This window comes from Nocardioides coralli (assembly GCF_019880385.1).
GTDB classification, from domain to species: domain Bacteria; phylum Actinomycetota; class Actinomycetes; order Propionibacteriales; family Nocardioidaceae; genus Nocardioides; species Nocardioides coralli.
The window spans coordinates 478,675-494,000 of sequence record NZ_CP082273.1; the positions used below are offsets into that span (position 1 = coordinate 478,675).

Sequence of the window (15,326 nt, forward strand, 5' to 3'; positions counted from 1 at the left end):
ACCCCCGCTGCCGCTCGTCAGAGGTGGTCGACGACGTGGTCGATGCAGCGGGTGAGGGCCTCGACGTCGGCGGGGTCGACGGCGGGGTACATCGCGATCCGCAGCTGGTTGCGGCCGAGCTTGCGGTAGGGCTCGGTGTCGACGATCCCGTTGGCCCGCAGCGTGGCCGCGACTGCGGCGGCGTCGATCTGCTCGTCGAGGTCGATGGTGCCGATGACCAGCGAGCGGTGTGCCGGGTCGGTGACGTACGGCGTCGTCCACGACGTCTTCTCGGCCCAACCGTAGAGGGCGTCCGACGACGCGGTGGTCCGCTCGACCATGCCGGTGAGGCCGCCGTTGTCGTTCATCCAGTCCAGCTGCTCGGCCATGAGGAAGAGCGTCGCGACCGAGGGGGTGTTGTAGGTCTGGTTCTTCGCCGAGTTGTCGATGGCGGTGGGCAGGTCGAAGAACGGCGGCACGTAGCGGTCGCTCGCCGCAATCTCCTCGGCGCGGCCGAGCGCCCGGGGGGACATGATCGCGATCCACAGCCCGCCGTCGGAGGCGAAGCACTTCTGCGGCGCGAAGTAGTAGGCGTCCACCTCGGCCAGGTCGACCGGGAGGCCGCCGGCGCCGGAGGTGGCGTCGACGAGGACCAGCGCGTCGTCGGCGACACCGGTCGGCCGGCGCACGGGGGCCATGACGGCCGTCGAGGTCTCGTTGTGCGGCCACGCGTAGACGTCGACGCCGTCCTCGGCGGCCGGCTCGGGCCGCGAACCGGGCTCGGAGGCGATGACCGACGGCTCGGCCAGCCACGGCGCCGCCGCTGCGGAGCTCGCGAACTTCGAGGAGAACTCCCCGAAGGAGAGGTGCTGGCTCTTCTCGCGGATGAGGCCGAAGCAGGCGATGTCCCAGAAGGCCGTCGCGCCGCCGTTGCCCAGCACCACCTCGTAGCCGTCGGGCAGGTCGAACAGGGCGGCGAGGCCCTCGCGAACCCGACCGACGGTCTCGCGGACCGGCGCCTGGCGGTGGGAGGTGCCCAGCAGCGATGAGCCGGTCGCTGCGAGCGCCTCGACGTGACCCGTCTGGATCTTGGACGGACCCGCTCCGAAGCGGCCGTCGGCGGGCAGCAGGTCGGCGGGGATCTGGAGGGCGTCGCTCATCGGGCAACCTTCCGGTGGCAGTGCGTGGCCTTTGAGTGGCAGTGCCTGACGACGCTGTCGGCGGGGCCTATTCTGGCACCCGCTCCATCCGGAGCACGACCTGAGGGGGAGACATGGACACCAATCCGGGGCTGCGCAACCAGGCCGGCGTACGCGCGTTCTTCCGCGTCACCGGACCGCTGGTGCTCCTCGGCGCGGTGGTGCTGGGGATCATCGGCTTCGTCGACTTCATCGGCTCCATGAACTCCTTCGGGCCGCCCACCCGGTTCTGGATGCTGATGGTCGCGATCCCGATGCTGGCGGTGGGCGGCTGGCTCACCCAGGCCGGGTACGGCGGTGTGGCGGCGCGCTACGCCTCCGGCGAGCTCTCGCCCGTCGTCAAGGACTCGGCGGCCTACCTGACCGACGGTGAGGGCCTGCTCGGCGTGGGTCGTACCGTCGACGACGAGCGCGCCTCCGGGCCGTTCTGCCGCTCTTGCGGGACCCGCAACGACGGCGACGCCCGCTTCTGCGACGGGTGTGGCACCTCGCTTGCCTGAGCTGCGGATCGAGCAGGTGGGCTTCGCCCACCCGGACGCGATGCGGCTGATCGAGGCCGTGCAGGGGGAGTACGTCGTCCGCTACGGCGGCCGCGACGACACCCCGCTCGACCCGCTGATGTTCGAGCCGCCCGACGGCAGCTTCTTCGTGGGCTACGTCGGCGAGGAGCCGGTCGCGTCCGGGGCGTGGCGGCGACGCGACGACGTCGAGGCCTTCGGCACCACCAACGCCGCGGAGATCAAGCGGATGTACGTCGTGCCCGAGGCCCGCGGCGCGGGTCACGCGCGGGCGATCCTGGCCCACCTCGAGCGCACGGCCACCGCAGCCGGCGCGGCGGTGATGATCCTGGAGACGGGTGCGGAGCAGCCCGAGGCGATCGCCCTCTACGAGTCCTCGGGCTACGTCCGGATCGGGTCGTTCGGCCACTACGGCTGGTCACCCCTGCAGCGCTGCTTCGCCAGGCGGCTCCCCTCGATCTCCTGACACGAGCGGCGACCCGACATACCCTCGATGGGCCCCAACACCCCCCGGAAGGGCTTCTCATGTCACGCCTGCTCGTGGCCGCCGTGACGGCCGCGCTCCTGCTCTCGTCCGCTCCCGCCCTCGCTCAGGACATCGAGGGCTACGCCGGCTACCAGCCGCAGACGAAGTGCTCGCCCAAGGCCAAGGCCGGCACCAAGGTGCTGGCCCGCTGGATCGTGCGGAACCAGGGTGGCGGCTACGGCCCCATCTCCCGCAAGTGCCGCATCGGCGGCACCTCCGAGCACAAGGAGGGCCGGGCGTTCGACTGGATGCTGGACGCGGACCGGAAGCGGGACCGCGTGCGGGCCCGCGAGCTCCTGACCCTCGTGCGGAAGCAGGACCGTGCGGGCAACGCCGACGCCAGGGCGCGCCGGATGGGCATCATGTACATCATCTGGAACGACCACATGTACGCGTCGTGGAACGAGTTCGCCAAGGAGGACTACCTCTCCTCCTCGTGCAAGAAGCGCAAGAAGTGCTCCAAGACCCTGCGCCACCGCGACCACATGCACATCTCGCTGAGCCGCCCCGGCGGCAAGGGTCGGACCAGCTGGTACGACGGCCGGCTGGGCTGACCGTCACCGGGTGGGCGTCAGGGGCCGCTGACCACGAGGTAGCGGTCGTCGCTGACCGGACCACCCCAGAAGACCGGCTCGGGCATCCGGCGCAGCCTCGCCTCCCGGCCGGCTGCCTCGACCAGCGCCACCGTCTCCTCGGCGGTGAGTCCGGCCCCGGTGGACCAGCTGCCCTCGACCAGCACCAGGCGTCCACCCGGGGCGAGCAGGTCGATCCATCGCGCCAGCGCCGCGGCGGGGGACGGCATGGCCCACAGCACGTGGCGGCTCAGCACGACGTCGTGGGCCGCCGGCTCCAGCGGCGGGCTGGCGGCGTCGCCGACGACGAACTCCGCCAGCGACCCCGCCTTGGCCCGGGCCCGGCGCACCATCTCGGGGGAGAAGTCGACCCCCGTCACCGTGTAGCCCTCCTCGGCCAGCAGCCTCGACAGCGTGCCCGTGCCGCACCCGAGGTCGGCCACCCGTGCGGGAGCCGGCGGCAGGGCCTCCAGCAACAGCTCGCGCCACGCCGCCCGGCACGTGGGGTCGGCCAGGCCGTGGTCGGCCGCCTCGTCGAACGTCTCCGCCTCGCGGTCCCACAGGGCGATCTGGGGGGCGATCTCGTCGGTCACGGCGCCAGCCAACCACGCCCCGCCGACACGGCTACGGTGGGTCGATGATCACCGCGCTCCACACCCTCGTCTACGCCGACGACCCCGACGCCGCCCGCGCCTTCTTCCGCGACGTCCTGCGGCTGCCCGGTGTCGACACCGGTGGCGGCTGGCTGATCTTCCGGACCGGCCCGAGCGAGCTCGGTGTGCACCCGGCGTCGTGGGAGGACGTCGGCGGCGGCTCGATCGGCACCGGGCAGCACTTCGACCTCTCGCTGATGTGCGACGACCTCGAGGCGACGATGGCCGAGCTGGGGGAGCGCGGTGCGGAGTTCGACGGCGAGGTGGAGCAGCAGCCCTGGGGACGCACCGTCCGGCTGCGCGTGCCCGGCGCCCGGTCGATGCTGCTCTACCAGCCGGCCTACCGGCCGCCGGCCTTCGAGGACGAGCCCGAGCCGATGTGGTGACCGCCCGGGTCAGGACGGCGTGATCTCGTAGACCACCTCGCCGCGCCAGGCTCCGGGCAGCGGGTCCTCCCACTCGCCCTGGTAGGTGCGCACGTGCCGCATCCCGAGCCGCTCCATCACGCCCCGCGAACGGGTGTTCACCGCCATCGTCTGCGCCCACACCCGCTGCAGGCCGAGCGTCTCGAACGCGTGGTCCAGCAGCACCCGTGACCCCTCCGTGGCGTAGCCGTGCCCCCAGGCCGTACGCCGCAGCCGGTAGCCGAGCTCGGCGGCCGCCTCGTCGGTCTCGTCGACGGCGAGGCACCACCACCCGAGCCAGTCGCCGTCGGCGTCGTACCCCATCTAGGTGCCGCGACCGAGGTCGTCGGTGCGGAGCCGCCGCGGGGCGGAGTCGGTCAGCACCTCCTTCCGCGTCAGGGCCCGGCCGACGATGTGGCGAAGCACCTCCGGGTCGCTGTCGAGCTCGACCAGGAGCTCGAGGTGGTCCTCGGTGAGCGGTTCGAGCCGCAGCCGCTCGGTGTGGAGGGTCGGCCTCAGCGTGCCCACGCCTCGTCCCAGCCGTCGACCTCGGCGGCGGGACGCTCGGTGGGCCCGGCGTAGACGGCGGAGGGGCGGATCAGCCGACCGGTCTGCTTCTGCTCCAGGATGTGGGCCGACCAGCCACCGGTGCGGGCGCAGGTGAACATCGCGGTGAACATCGGGGCGGGCACCTGGGCGAAGTCGAGGACGATCGCCGCCCAGAACTCCACGTTGGTCTCGAGCACCCGGTCCGGTCGTCGTTCGCGCAGCTCGGCGAGCGCGGCCTGCTCCAGCTCCTCGGCGACCTGGTAGCGCGGCGCGTCGAGCTCCTTGGCGGTGCGCCGCAGCACCCGGGCCCGCGGGTCCTCCGCGCGGTAGACCCGGTGGCCGAAGCCCATCAGCCGCTCCTTGTTGTCGAGCAGCTCCTTGACGTAGGCCCGGGCGTCTCCCCGCTGCTCGACCTGCTCGATCATGCCGAGCACCCTCGAGGGTGCGCCGCCGTGGAGCGGGCCGCTCATGGCGCCGATCGCCCCGGAGAACGCCGCGGCGACGTCGGCGCCGGTGGAGGTGATCACCCGCGCGGTGAAGGTGGAGGCGTTCATGCCGTGCTCGGCGGCCGAGGACCAGTAGGCGTCGATGGCGCGCACGTGGGCGGGGTCGGCCTCGCCGCGCCAGCGGATCAGGAACCGCTCGGCCAGCGACGTTCCGCGATCGACCTCGCGCTGCGGCACGACCGGCTTGCCGATGCCGCGGGCCGCCTGCGCGGCGTAGGACAGCACCATCACCGCCACGCGTGAGAGGTCCTCGCGGGCGGCCTCGTCGGAGATGTCGTAGGTCTGCCCCATGCCCAGCAGCGGCGCCAGCATCGCCACGCTCGCCTGCACGTCGGCGCGGACGTCGCCGGTGTGGATGGCGATGTTGTAGGGCTCCGCCGGGGGCAGCCCCGGCGTGTAGCTCCCGTCGACCAGGAGCCCCCAGACGTTCTCGAAGGGGACCCGACCCACGAGCTCCTCGATGTCGACCCCGCGGTAGCGCAGCGCGGAGCCCTCCTTGTCGGGCTCTGCGATCTGCGACTCGAAGGCGACCACGCCCTCCAGGCCGTGGTGGACGGTCGGCTGCTCGGGCATGGGACTCCTTCGTCTCGGTGCGCTGGAGCATTCTGCACCCCGCTCGGGGTGGCGTCACCGTCTAGGGTCGCCGACATGGACGACGAGATCGCCGGGCTCCGACGCGAGTACGCCGACGCGGGTCTCACCGAGGCCGACCTGGACCCCGACCCGATCGCCATGTTCCGGCGCTGGTTCGAGGAGGCCCGGGAGGCCGGGCTCTACGAGCCGAACGCGATGGTCGTCTCGACGGTCTCGGTCGACGGGAGGCCCTCGTCGCGGATGGTGCTGCTCAAGGGTGTGAGCGAGGCGGGGTTCGTCTTCTTCACCAACACCGGCTCCCGCAAGGGGGTCGAGCTGGCGGCCAACCCGCGGTGCGCGCTGCTCTTCCCCTGGCACCCGCTCGAGCGCCAGGTGCGGGTCGACGGGACCGCCACCCGGCTGCCCCAGGAGGCGGTCGAGGCCTACTTCGGGTCGCGCCCCGAGCGCTCGCGGCTCGGCGCGCACGCCTCGCGCCAGTCGCGGCCGGTGGCGGACCGGGCCGAGCTCCAGGCGGCGTACGACGCCGCGGAGGCCAGGTACGCCGACGGGGAGGTCCCGGTGCCCGAGGAGTGGGGCGGCTACCGGGTGGCGCCGGCGGCGATCGAGTTCTGGCAGGGGCGGCCGGGCCGGATGCACGACCGGCTCGTCTACACCCGTGGCGGCGAGGGCTGGACGGTCCAGCGGCTCGCACCGTGAACAAATCCCTTGTCGCCCCTTGAACCGCCGACCTACCGTGGTCGCACACGGGAAAGGAGGTGGTCCGAGGAATGAATTCTTGTTGGACGCGTGAGGTGGCTGCCCGTTAGCAGCCCGTAGCACCGTCGGGTGGGACCACCCGACACGGCTGCTGCGAATCCACAGCAGTCACCCGGCCCGCAGGTGATCCGGACACGTCCTCCGGAGCGGCGACCCTGTCCTCAGGGGAGCCACACCTGCGGGCTGTCCGCATTTCCGGCGTCTCAGGCCCCGCGCAGCCAGACCGCGGTGTCCCCCGGCAGCTTGTCGCCCTCGACCGGGCCGCTGGCCACGAGCACCTCGGTGCCGGCGGGCAGCCCGACCGGGCTGTCGCCGCAGTTGAGCACCACCTGCAGCGCGCCGCGCGTGAACGACAGCACCTCTCCGTCGACGTCGGCCAGGTCGACGTCGGGCCCGGCGGGCACGGCGTGCTCGCGACGGCACCGCAGCGCCTCGCGGTAGAAGGCCAGCGTGGAGTCGTCGCGCTCGGCCTGGGCGGCGACGGTGACGGTGGCCCAGTCGTCGGGCTGGGGGATCCACGGCTGACCCTCGCCCGGCCCGAACCCGTACGGCGCCTCGCTGCCGCCCCAGGGGAGCGGGACCCGGCAGCCGTCGCGGCCGGCCCGGCCCATCCGCAGCGCGGCGGGGTCCTGCCAGTGCTCCTCGGCCACGTCGACCTCCTCCAGCCCGAGCTCCTCGCCCTGATAGAGGTAGGCAGAGCCGGGGAGCGCCAGCATCGCCAGCGTCGCGGCCCGGGCCCGGGCCAGGCCGCGCTCGCCGCCGCCGTACCGGGTCACGTGGCGCACCACGTCGTGGTTGGACAGCACCCAGGTCGGGGCGGCGTCGACCGGAGTGAGCGCGTCGAGGGTGCCGCGGACGACGTCGTGGAACTGGTCGGCCGACCACTCCGCCAGCAGCCAGGCGAAGTTGAAGCTCTGCTGCAGCTCGTCGGGCCGGACGTAGCGGGCCATCGACTCGGCGGTCCGGGTCCACGCCTCGGCCACGGCCATCCGGTCGCCCTCGTAGTCGGCGAGGACGCGGTGCCAGCGACGGTAGACGTCGTGGACCTCGGGCTGGTCCCACATCGGCTCGTCGTCGCCGACGCGCTCGACCATCGAGTGCTCCTCCTCGGCTGCGTCCTGCTCGGGCAGCACCTGGTCGCGCAGGCTCTCCTCCTTGAGCAGGCCGTGGGCGACGTCGATGCGGAAGCCGTCGACGCCGCGGTCGAGCCAGAAGCGCAGCGCTCCCTCGAGCAGGTCACCGACCTCGGGGTTGCGCCAGTCGAGGTCGGGCTGCGTGGTGTCGAAGAGGTGGAGGTACCACTGGCCGTCCGGGACACGGGTCCAGGCGGGGCCGCCGAAGACCGAGGCCCAGTTGTTGGGCGGGAGCTCGCCGTGCTCGCCGCGACCGTCGCGGAAGAGGTAGCGGGCACGCTCGGGGCTGCCCGGCGCGGCCGCCAGCGCGGCCTGGAACCAGGCGTGCTCGTTCGAGGTGTGGTTGGGCACCACGTCGACGATCACGCGGAGCCCGTGCTCGTGCGCGCGGGCGATGAGCCGGTCGGCGTCGGCGAGCTCGCCGAAGAGGGGGTCGACGTCGCAGTAGTCGGCCACGTCGTAGCCGTGGTCGTGCTGCGGGCTGGTGTAGAAGGGCGTGATCCAGAGCGCGTCGACGCCGAGGTCGCGCAGGTAGGGCAGCCGGGCAGTGATGCCCGGCAGGTCGCCGACGCCGTCACCGTCGGAGTCCGCGAAGCTGCGCACGTAGACCTGGTAGACCGCTGCGTACTGCCACCACGGGTTTGGATCGTTCAAAGCCATGGGGGGAGTCTTCTCGTCGGGGGCGGGTCCGGTCAAACCCGCAGTCTCAGGAGAAGGCCGCGGGGTCGACCGCGAACCACACGTGCTCGGCCGTCCCGACCAGGCGTCCGTCGCCGTCGTAGAGGGAGGCGGCCGTGAAGGTCTTGCGGCCGTCGCGGCCGCGCGCGCCCCCGACGACGACGTGCTCCACGCCGACCCGCGGCAGGTCGGTGAGGCGCGCCGTCATCCGGCCGAGCACCATCAGCCGCTCGGTCAGGTCGCCGGCCCACCCGCCGACGCAGTCGAGCGCTGCCCAGGCGACCGCGACCGGGACGCGGCCCCGCTCGTCGAGGCTCGGGTCGGGGGTCCACGTCGAGGCCACCCGGGTCCGGCCGGAGGGGTCGGCCGTGACCTCGCCGGGGAAGATCCGCAGCCCGTCACCGGGCCCGCGGCCGGTGCCGCAGGCGAAGCAGGACGGGAAGGGGTGGCTGGTCAGCCCGGGGTAGGTCGCCATCGCGGCCGAGGCCTCGGTGACAGGGACCGGGTCGACCGGCTCCAGGTCCCGCTCGAGGGGGACCGCCTCGGCGACGACGTCCTCACCGTCGCGCGCGGCGCCGTCGGCGACGGGCATCGAGGTGTCGAGCGGCGGCGGGCCCCGCAGGGTCACCTGCACCGCCGGAGCCGCCTCCCCCACGGGGTCGGCGACGGCCAGCGCGGCCAGGGCACCGGCGGTCCAGCCGCCGTTGCCGGAGGAGGCCGGGCCGCGGAACCGGGTCGGCACGAGCAGCTCGGTCATCCGCGGATCCGCTCCCAGCGGTCGAGCGCCTCACGGCGCTCCTCGGCGTGGTCGACGATCGGGTCGACCGGCTCGTGGGGGTCCTCGGCGTCGGCGAGCTCGGGCACCCACCGGCGTACGTAAGCGCCGTCGGGGTCGAACTTGCGGCCCTGGCTGACGGGGTTGAAGACCCGGAAGAACGGCGCCGCGTCGGTGCCGCACCCCGCGGTCCACTGCCAGCCGTGCTGGTTGGAGGCGAGGTCACCGTCGACGAGCCACTCCATGAAGTGGCGGGCGCCGTGCTGCCACTCGACGTGGAGGTCCTTGACCAGGAAGCTGGCCACGATCATCCGGGCCCGGTTGTGCATCCAGCCGGTGGCGCGCAGCTGTCGCATCGCGGCATCGACGACCGGGAAACCGGTGCGGCCCTGCTGCCACTTCTCGAACAGCTCGCCCGGCTCGTCGTACTCCATGCGCGCGAACTCCTGCTTGTAGTAGTCGCGCGCCGTCTCGGGCCGGTGGTGCAGGACGTGGGCGTAGAACTCGCGCCACGCCAGCTCCGACCGGTAGGTCTGGGTGCCCTTGCCGCCGCGCTCGCTGATGTCGGCGAGCATCGTGCGCGGGTGGATCTCGCCCCACTTGAGGTGGACACTCATCCGCGAGGTCCCGTCGACCCCCGGCTTGTCGCGGTCACGCGCATAGTCGGTCAGCGGCCCGTCGAGGAACGCCCGCCACCGCCGTCGCGCCGCGTCCTCGCCGGCGGTCGGGAGGGACAGCCCGTCGGGCCGCTGGAGATCGGGGATGCCGCTGGTGTCGGCGAGGGTGAGGTAGCGCACGCGGCGCGGCGGGTCGATGGGGCCGCGCCAGCCGTGCTCCGCCCAGGCCCGGCTGAAGGGCGTGAACACCCAGTAGGGGGTGCCGTCCTTCTTGAGGACGCGCCCCGGCGAGACGGCGTACGGCGATCCCGTGCGCACCAGCTCGATGTCGTGCCGCGCCAGTGCCTCCTCGACCGCCGCGTCCCGCTCGGAGCCGTAGGGGCCGTGGTCGGCGGCCACGTGGACCCGCGAGGCGCCCACCTCGCGGGCCGCCGCCACCACCCGGCGCACCGGGTCACCCCGGACCACCTGCAGTCCACCGCTGCCGCCCTCGCGGTCGCGGAGGGAGGCGTCGAGCGCGCGCAGCGAGTCGCCGAGGTAGAGCCTGCGGGAGATGCCCGCCGTCCCCCACAGCCGCGGGTCGAGCACGAAGAGCGGCAGCACCCCGCCGTCCCCGCCGTCAGCCGCGGCCTCGACCAGGGCAGGGTTGTCACCGAGGCGCAGGTCGCGCCGGAACCACATCACCGCCGTCATCGGTGTCCACTCTGCCATCGCTGTGGGCGATGGGTGAGAATGGCGAGGTGAGCGACCTGATCGACACCACCGAGATGTACCTCCGGACCATCTACGAGCTGGTCGAGGAGGGCATCGTCCCGCTGCGGGCCAGGATCGCCGAGCGGCTCCACCAGAGCGGCCCGACGGTCTCGCAGACCGTGGCCCGGATGGAGCGCGACGGGTTGCTGACCGTCGAGGGCGACCGCCACCTCGAGCTGACGGCCGAGGGCGAGCGGCTGGCCACCCGCGTGATGCGCAAGCACCGCCTCGCGGAACGGCTGCTGGTGGACGTGATCGGTCTCGACTGGGAGCTCGTGCACGCCGAGGCGTGCCGCTGGGAGCACGTGATGTCGGAGACCGTCGAACGCCGGCTGATCGAGCTGCTCGACCATCCCACCGAGTCGCCCTACGGCAACCCGATCCCCGGCCTCGACGAGCTCGGGGAGACGCCCCACGACGAGGAGTTCATGTCCGGCGTCACGCCGCTCTCCGACGTCGGGGCGGACGGGGAGGCCCGGGTCCACGTCCGGCGGATCTCCGAGGAGATGCAGAAGGACGAGGAGCTCATGGGTGCGCTGCGCCGCGTCGGCGCCCTCCCCGACAAGACCGTCACCGTGGCCCGCACCGAGGAGGGGGTGCTGGTCGGCTCCGGCGGCGAGACCGCCGAGATCCTTCCCGACGCGGCCGACCACATCTTCGTCAAGGTGCTGTGAGGCTGAGCTCGTCGAGGAACTCGCTGCACCCCACCTCGAGCTTGCAGGTCGCCAGCGGGTCACCCCGGGTGGGCCCGCGGTTGACGACGACGACCGGGACCCCGGCCTTCGCGGCCCGCTTGACGAAGCGCAGTCCTGACATCACCGCCAGCGACGAGCCCGCCACCAGCAACGCCCCTCCGGTGTCCGTCAGGGCGTCGACGGCCGCGTAGCAGCGCTCGACCCGCGGCCCCGGCACGTTCTCGCCGAAGAAGACCACGTCGGGCTTCAGCACCCCGCCGCAGTCCTCGCAGTCGGCCACGACGAAGCCCGCCCAGTCGACGAGGTCGACGTCGCCGTCGGGACGCAGCGCGAGGTCGGCGTACCGCTCCGCCCAGCCGTGGTTGAGGTCCGCGAGGCGGCGTTCCAGGGCGGCGCGCGACGAGGTCGCGCGGCACCCGAGGCAGATGACGTCGGAGATCCGGCCGTGCAGCGCGACCAGCCGCCGCGAGCCGGCGGCCTCGTGGAGACCGTCGACGTTCTGGGTGATCAGCAGCTCGGGGTCGAGCCGTGCGAGGGCGAGGTGCCCGGCGTTGGGGGTCGCGGCGTGGAACCGGCCGAAGCCCGTGTGGACCCGCGCCCAGTACCGCTGCCGCGCCTCGGGGCCCGCGACGAACTGCTGGTAGGTCATCGGCGTCCGGGGCACGGACCCGGGTCCGCGGTAGTCGGGGATCCCCGAGTCGGTGGACAGGCCGGCGCCGGTGAGCACGACCAGCGGCCGGTCCCGCAGCAGGTCGAGGGCGGCCGCGACGCGGTCGGCCGCCGGGGCCAGGGTCATCCGGCGTACCGGGCCGCGGCCCGGGCTCGGCGCTTCTCGGCCTCGACCTCGCGGTTCTTCGGCGGCGCCTGGGTCACCAGCTCCTCCAGCAGGTGCCGCGTGGCGTGGGTGATCTCCGCGACCGCCCGGTCGAAGGCCGCCTGGTTGGCCTGCGACGGCTTCGTCGAGCCGCTCACCTTGCGCACGAACTGCAGTGCGGCGGCCGCCACCTCGTCCTCGGTGGCCGGCGGCTCGAAGTTGTGGAGGGGTCGGATGTTGCGGCACATGCTCACGAGCGTACGCCGACGAGGGTGGCGCGGCCCCGGGTCAGCCGTCGGGTCGGACGTCGGGTCAGACCTCGAAGAAGGAGATGTCGTCGCCGGTGAGCAGCACCACCCGGTCGTCGGGGAGCGGGACCAGCCGGATCGCGTCGACGTCGGAGCCGTGGGCCACCTCGACCATCCGGTTGTCGAGCTGGTCGCCCGCGACACGCAGCACGGAGACCCAGCCGGTACGACCGGTCCAGCCGTCGGTGACCACGGTGAGGGCGGTCTCCCGACCCGGCAGCCAGGTGAACTGCCGCGGGTCCGTGGCCGCTCCGGCGACCGAGCCCTTCCGATAGGTGACGACGTCGGTCCGTCGCGGGTCGGTGAGGTCGCTGATGTCGAAGAGCGCCGCCTGCGCCCCGCGCAGGCGGCCTTGCAGGGTGGCGTCCTGGCCCATGCCGATGAGCCGCTGCCCGGAGATCGGGTGGAGGTACTCGGAGAAGCCGGGGATCTTCAGCTCACCGAGCAGCTCGGGGTCGGCGGGGTCGGTGAGGTCGATCGCGTAGAGCGGGTCGATCTGCCGGAACGTCACCACGACGGCGAGGCCGTCGAACCACCGGACCGACTTGATCTCCTCGTTCACCCCCAGCTTGTCGACGCGGCCGATCTCCTCGAGGTCGTCGCCGTCCTCCCGGAGGGTGAGCACCGAGCTGAAGTTCCCGGTCTCGTGGCTCGGACCCACGGCCACCCGCAGCACGCCGTCGTGCTCGTCCATCGACCAGCGGTCACGGATCACCCCGTCGACCACGCCCGAGGCGACGTAGGTGGCGTCGGTGCCGTCGAGCTCGAAGGCGTAGAGGCGGCTGCGGCCCTGGTCGCCCGGGACGACCGGCCGTCCGACCGGCCCTCCGACCGGGCCGTCCCAGCAGCAGCCCCAGCCGCTCCATCCGCTGGTGGCGAGGTAGAGCCGGGTCGGCGAGAAGTAGGCGAGCCCCGTGTCGGTGGCCACCGCGAGGGTGTCGGTGTCGGCCGGGTCGTCGGCGTCGAAGCCGACCAGCGTCATCGTGCCCAGGGCGGCGTCCTCGTGGCTCGGCACGGTGACCCGCGAGCAGTCGACGAGTCGCTGGGTGCCGGTCTCGGAGCCGTCGGCGTCGTACGTCGTCACCGAGGGGAGCCAGTCGTCCAGGGTGCTGCGCCGGACGGCGTCGCGGTTGCGCTCCAGGGCGCCGTCGTCGTCACGCCACCAGCGGGGCTGGACGAAGTCGAGGTCGGGCAGCCCGCTGGTCAGCACCAGTCGGACGTCGTCGCCGTGCTGGACCGCGCGCACCAGCCCGGCGTCGACGGAGCGGTGGTCCACCAGGCGCGGCGAGGCCGGGTCGGAGATGTCGTAGGTCACCACGTGGGTGGTCCGCTCGCGGACGTGCCACGGCGCGTCGGTCGACTCGCCGGTGACCACGACCGTCCCGCCCGCGAGCAGCAGCTCTGCGGCGGCGAGGCCGTCGGGGAGGTCGGTGTCGCCCTGGCCCACCGGGCGCGTGCCGGTGACGTCGTGGACCAGCAGCTCACCGTCCCGGACGCGGACCAGCACCTCTCCGTCGGTCTTGACCACGTCGGGCTCGTCCACCCCGGTCTCCTGCACGTTGGTGCCGGTGGCGCTGCTGCCCTGCTCGACCACGCCGCGGTCGACCGGTGCCGCCTCCTCCGCCACCGCGCCCGAACCCACGCTCGCCTCCGCGCGGCCCATCAGCTCGACCACCGAGTCCCAGCCGTAGGGCCCCACCCGGTCGAGCCCGCGCTCGACGTAGGAGTCCAGCAGCGCCTCGCACGATCCGGGCGCGGTCAGGTCCGCGTTGACGAGCCGGATCGGCAGGTCCGCGCTCGTCGGGGCCCGGCCGATCGGGGGGTCCGCCACCGGCTCGAAGGCGCCGGCCACGACCATGCCCGTGAGGAAGGACGCGCCGAGTCCGGCGACGGCGGCGACGGCGAGTCCGGCCTGTCCGGGTGTGCTGCTCATGGTTGCTCCCTCCACTGGCCGTTGTCGGCTGGGCAGTTCGGGGATCGGACGCCCCGGGCGCCGGATCGGTTCCACGGCTGGGAGCATGAACCCATGCCGACCCCCCGCGACCTCGACCTCGTCCTCGTCGGAGCCACCGGCTTCACCGGCGGCCTGACCGCCGACTACCTGGCCCGTCATGCACCGTCGGGGCTGCGGTGGGCCCTGGCGGGACGCAACGCCGAGAAGCTGGCCGCCGTCCGCGACCGGCTCGCCGGCATCGACGCGGGACTGGCGAAGCTGGAGTTGATCGAGGCCGACGCGGGTGACCGGAGCGCCCTGGACGCCCTCGCCGCCCGCACCCGGGTCGTGGCCACGACCGTGGGGCCCTACCTCGAGCACGGCGCGGAGCTGGTCGCCGCCTGCGCGGCGGCCGGCACCGACTACGTCGACCTGACCGGGGAGTCCGAGTTCGTCGACCGCATGTACGTCGAGCACCACGAGACCGCCCGCCGCTCGGGGGCGCGCCTGGTGCACAGCTGCGGCTTCGACTCCATCCCCTACGACCTCGGCGTCTACTACACCGTGACGCAGCTTCCCGACGACCAGCCCATCAGCGTCCGCGGGGTCGTGCGTGCCGGCGGGAGGCCCTCCGGCGGGACGTTCCAGTCCGCCCTGACGCAGCTGGGCCGCGCCCGCCAGATGCGGGCCGCCAGCACCGCTCGACGGCAGGCCGAGGAGCGCACCGGGAGCCGGTCCTCGCGGGCGGTCCGCGGCAGGCCGGGGCGTGACTCGCTGCTCGGTTACTGGCTGCTGCCGCTGCCGACCATCGACCCGTTGGTGGTCGCCCGCAGCGGCCGGGCACTGCCGGCGTACGGGCCGCGGTTCCGCTACTCGCACTTCGCGGGCACGAAGACCCTGCGGCACGCCGCGGCCGGCGCAGCCGTGGCCACCGGCATCGGTGTGATGGCCCAGCTCCCGCCGTTGCGCAAGCGGGCGGCTCGACTGATCCCCGCGGGTGAGGGCCCTGACGACGCCGTGCGGGAGAAGTCGTGGTTCACCGTCGACATCGTGGCCGAGTGCGGCGAGCGGGTGCTCCACACGCGGGTGTCGGGTGGCGACCCCGGCTATACCGAGACGGCGACCATGCTCGCCGAGTCGGCGCTCTGCCTCGCGCTGGACGACAACCCCGACACCTCCGGTCAGGTCACCCCCGCGGTGGCGATGGGGGACCGGCTGCTCGCCCGCCTCCAGGAGGCCGGCATCCGCTTCGACAACGTGGAGTAGGCAGACATCACCCAGAGTGGGCTTGTGGGCGCCGCACCCGGGGTGCAGACTTCCCGTGCGCACCTGCGACTGACGTGGCGGTGGGCCCGAGTCGGGGG

At 73.2% G+C, this 15,326-nt stretch carries 18 protein-coding genes; 7 read left to right on the plus strand and 11 right to left on the minus strand.

The genetic code is table 11. The features are described 5' to 3' along the window. Positions 1-17 precede the first annotated feature (17 nt). A complete protein-coding gene (gene serC, locus K6T13_RS02375; RefSeq protein ID WP_222896583.1) occupies positions 18-1,139 on the minus strand; it encodes a phosphoserine transaminase in 1,122 nt (373 codons plus the stop codon). Positions 1,140-1,252: 113 nt separating this feature from the next. Here serC and K6T13_RS02380 point away from each other — a divergent pair, with 113 nt between their 5' ends. The 3 genes from K6T13_RS02380 to K6T13_RS02390 are packed head-to-tail and all read left to right on the plus strand — an operon-like array spanning position 1,253 to position 2,776. Next, a complete protein-coding gene (locus tag K6T13_RS02380) occupies positions 1,253-1,678 on the plus strand; it encodes a zinc ribbon domain-containing protein (RefSeq protein ID WP_222896584.1) in 426 nt (141 codons plus the stop codon). Next, positions 1,671-2,162 carry a GNAT family N-acetyltransferase gene (locus K6T13_RS02385; RefSeq protein WP_249423897.1) on the plus strand — a complete coding sequence of 164 codons (492 nt, stop codon included), beginning with the start codon at positions 1,671-1,673 and terminating at the stop codon, positions 2,160-2,162. The genes K6T13_RS02380 and K6T13_RS02385 overlap by 8 nt, the downstream gene beginning before the upstream one ends. A gap of 59 nt (positions 2,163-2,221) precedes the next feature. Beyond that, positions 2,222-2,776, plus strand: a complete 555-nt coding sequence (locus K6T13_RS02390) for a VldE C-terminal domain-containing protein (RefSeq protein WP_222896585.1) — start codon at positions 2,222-2,224, stop codon at positions 2,774-2,776. Positions 2,777-2,793: 17 nt separating this feature from the next. Here K6T13_RS02390 and K6T13_RS02395 read toward each other — a convergent pair whose 3' ends face one another. After that, the gene (locus K6T13_RS02395) at positions 2,794-3,387 is read right to left on the minus strand and encodes a class I SAM-dependent methyltransferase (protein WP_222896586.1); all 594 of its coding nucleotides are present in this window, start codon (positions 3,385-3,387) and stop codon (positions 2,794-2,796) included. A gap of 44 nt (positions 3,388-3,431) precedes the next feature. On the opposite strand from K6T13_RS02395, the gene K6T13_RS02400 reads away from it, so the two are divergent. Further along, entirely contained in the window at positions 3,432-3,833 is a 402-nt protein-coding gene (locus K6T13_RS02400) for a VOC family protein (RefSeq protein WP_222896588.1), read from the plus strand. Between the two features lie 9 nt (positions 3,834-3,842). On the opposite strand, the gene K6T13_RS02405 is transcribed toward K6T13_RS02400, so the two are convergent. Genes K6T13_RS02405 through K6T13_RS02415 form a run of 3 tightly spaced genes read right to left on the minus strand, consistent with a single transcriptional unit; the run spans position 3,843 to position 5,479 of the window. Continuing rightward, positions 3,843-4,175 (minus strand): GNAT family N-acetyltransferase, encoded by a 333-nt coding sequence (locus K6T13_RS02405; RefSeq protein WP_222896596.1) that lies wholly within the window; start codon positions 4,173-4,175, stop codon positions 3,843-3,845. Then, a complete protein-coding gene (locus K6T13_RS02410; RefSeq protein ID WP_222896602.1) occupies positions 4,176-4,379 on the minus strand; it encodes a GNAT family N-acetyltransferase in 204 nt (67 codons plus the stop codon). Then, positions 4,367-5,479, minus strand: a complete 1,113-nt coding sequence (locus K6T13_RS02415; protein WP_222896605.1) for a citrate synthase 2 — start codon at positions 5,477-5,479, stop codon at positions 4,367-4,369. Before K6T13_RS02415 ends, K6T13_RS02410 begins: the two co-directional genes overlap by 13 nt. Positions 5,480-5,554: 75 nt before the next feature. Here K6T13_RS02415 and pdxH point away from each other — a divergent pair, with 75 nt between their 5' ends. Then, complete coding sequence (pdxH, locus tag K6T13_RS02420) at positions 5,555-6,196, plus strand: pyridoxamine 5'-phosphate oxidase (protein ID WP_222896607.1); 642 nt, start codon at positions 5,555-5,557, stop codon at positions 6,194-6,196. A 263-nt stretch (positions 6,197-6,459) separates the two neighbouring features. On the opposite strand, the gene K6T13_RS02425 is transcribed toward pdxH, so the two are convergent. From K6T13_RS02425 to K6T13_RS02435, 3 genes are read right to left on the minus strand one after another with little or no spacing between them, the layout of a single operon-like run. Next, entirely contained in the window at positions 6,460-8,049 is a 1,590-nt protein-coding gene (locus K6T13_RS02425; protein ID WP_222896612.1) for a glycoside hydrolase family 13 protein, read from the minus strand. 46 nt (positions 8,050-8,095) lie between these two features. Beyond that, a complete protein-coding gene (locus tag K6T13_RS02430) occupies positions 8,096-8,824 on the minus strand; it encodes a hypothetical protein (RefSeq protein ID WP_222896617.1) in 729 nt (242 codons plus the stop codon). Beyond that, entirely contained in the window at positions 8,821-10,152 is a 1,332-nt protein-coding gene (locus tag K6T13_RS02435; protein WP_249423898.1) for a cryptochrome/photolyase family protein, read from the minus strand. Before K6T13_RS02435 ends, K6T13_RS02430 begins: the two co-directional genes overlap by 4 nt. 47 nt (positions 10,153-10,199) lie before the next feature. Between K6T13_RS02435 and K6T13_RS02440 the strand changes: the two genes are divergently transcribed. Then, a complete protein-coding gene (locus tag K6T13_RS02440) occupies positions 10,200-10,886 on the plus strand; it encodes an iron-dependent transcriptional repressor DtxR (RefSeq protein ID WP_222896622.1) in 687 nt (228 codons plus the stop codon). Here K6T13_RS02440 and K6T13_RS02445 read toward each other — a convergent pair. From K6T13_RS02445 to K6T13_RS02455, 3 genes are all read right to left on the minus strand, one after another. After that, a complete protein-coding gene (locus tag K6T13_RS02445) occupies positions 10,873-11,703 on the minus strand; it encodes a Sir2 family NAD-dependent protein deacetylase (RefSeq protein WP_222896627.1) in 831 nt (276 codons plus the stop codon). The genes K6T13_RS02440 and K6T13_RS02445 overlap by 14 nt on opposite strands. Further along, positions 11,700-11,969, minus strand: a complete 270-nt coding sequence (locus tag K6T13_RS02450; RefSeq protein WP_222896629.1) for a DUF2277 domain-containing protein — start codon at positions 11,967-11,969, stop codon at positions 11,700-11,702. Before K6T13_RS02450 ends, K6T13_RS02445 begins: the two co-directional genes overlap by 4 nt. Before the next feature lie 64 nt (positions 11,970-12,033). Next, positions 12,034-13,962 (minus strand): beta-propeller domain-containing protein, encoded by a 1,929-nt coding sequence (locus tag K6T13_RS02455; RefSeq protein WP_222896632.1) that lies wholly within the window; start codon positions 13,960-13,962, stop codon positions 12,034-12,036. Positions 13,963-14,055: 93 nt separating this feature from the next. Here K6T13_RS02455 and K6T13_RS02460 point away from each other — a divergent pair, with 93 nt between their 5' ends. Beyond that, on the plus strand, positions 14,056-15,228 hold the full coding sequence (locus K6T13_RS02460) for a saccharopine dehydrogenase family protein (RefSeq protein ID WP_222896635.1): 1,173 nt from the start codon (positions 14,056-14,058) through the stop codon (positions 15,226-15,228). The last annotated feature ends 98 nt before the right edge of the window (positions 15,229-15,326 follow it).

What these genes read in the sequence shown, in the direction of transcription:
- K6T13_RS02445 (WP_222896627.1), bottom strand. Translation starts at nt 11,703, where the DNA reads ATGACCCTGGCCCCGGCGGCCGACCGCGTCGCGGCCGCCCTCGACCTG.
- pdxH (WP_222896607.1), top strand. Translation starts at nt 5,555, where the DNA reads ATGGACGACGAGATCGCCGGGCTCCGACGCGAGTACGCCGACGCGGGT.
- K6T13_RS02450 (WP_222896629.1), bottom strand. Translation starts at nt 11,969, where the DNA reads ATGTGCCGCAACATCCGACCCCTCCACAACTTCGAGCCGCCGGCCACC.
- K6T13_RS02425 (WP_222896612.1), bottom strand. Translation starts at nt 8,049, where the DNA reads ATGGCTTTGAACGATCCAAACCCGTGGTGGCAGTACGCAGCGGTCTAC.
- K6T13_RS02455 (WP_222896632.1), bottom strand. Translation starts at nt 13,962, where the DNA reads ATGAGCAGCACACCCGGACAGGCCGGACTCGCCGTCGCCGCCGTCGCC.
- K6T13_RS02380 (WP_222896584.1), top strand. Translation starts at nt 1,253, where the DNA reads ATGGACACCAATCCGGGGCTGCGCAACCAGGCCGGCGTACGCGCGTTC.
- K6T13_RS02400 (WP_222896588.1), top strand. Translation starts at nt 3,432, where the DNA reads ATGATCACCGCGCTCCACACCCTCGTCTACGCCGACGACCCCGACGCC.
- K6T13_RS02390 (WP_222896585.1), top strand. Translation starts at nt 2,222, where the DNA reads ATGTCACGCCTGCTCGTGGCCGCCGTGACGGCCGCGCTCCTGCTCTCG.
- serC (WP_222896583.1), bottom strand. Translation starts at nt 1,139, where the DNA reads ATGAGCGACGCCCTCCAGATCCCCGCCGACCTGCTGCCCGCCGACGGC.
- K6T13_RS02415 (WP_222896605.1), bottom strand. Translation starts at nt 5,479, where the DNA reads ATGCCCGAGCAGCCGACCGTCCACCACGGCCTGGAGGGCGTGGTCGCC.
- K6T13_RS02435 (WP_249423898.1), bottom strand. Translation starts at nt 10,152, where the DNA reads ATGACGGCGGTGATGTGGTTCCGGCGCGACCTGCGCCTCGGTGACAAC.
- K6T13_RS02460 (WP_222896635.1), top strand. Translation starts at nt 14,056, where the DNA reads ATGCCGACCCCCCGCGACCTCGACCTCGTCCTCGTCGGAGCCACCGGC.
- K6T13_RS02430 (WP_222896617.1), bottom strand. Translation starts at nt 8,824, where the DNA reads ATGACCGAGCTGCTCGTGCCGACCCGGTTCCGCGGCCCGGCCTCCTCC.
- K6T13_RS02405 (WP_222896596.1), bottom strand. Translation starts at nt 4,175, where the DNA reads ATGGGGTACGACGCCGACGGCGACTGGCTCGGGTGGTGGTGCCTCGCC.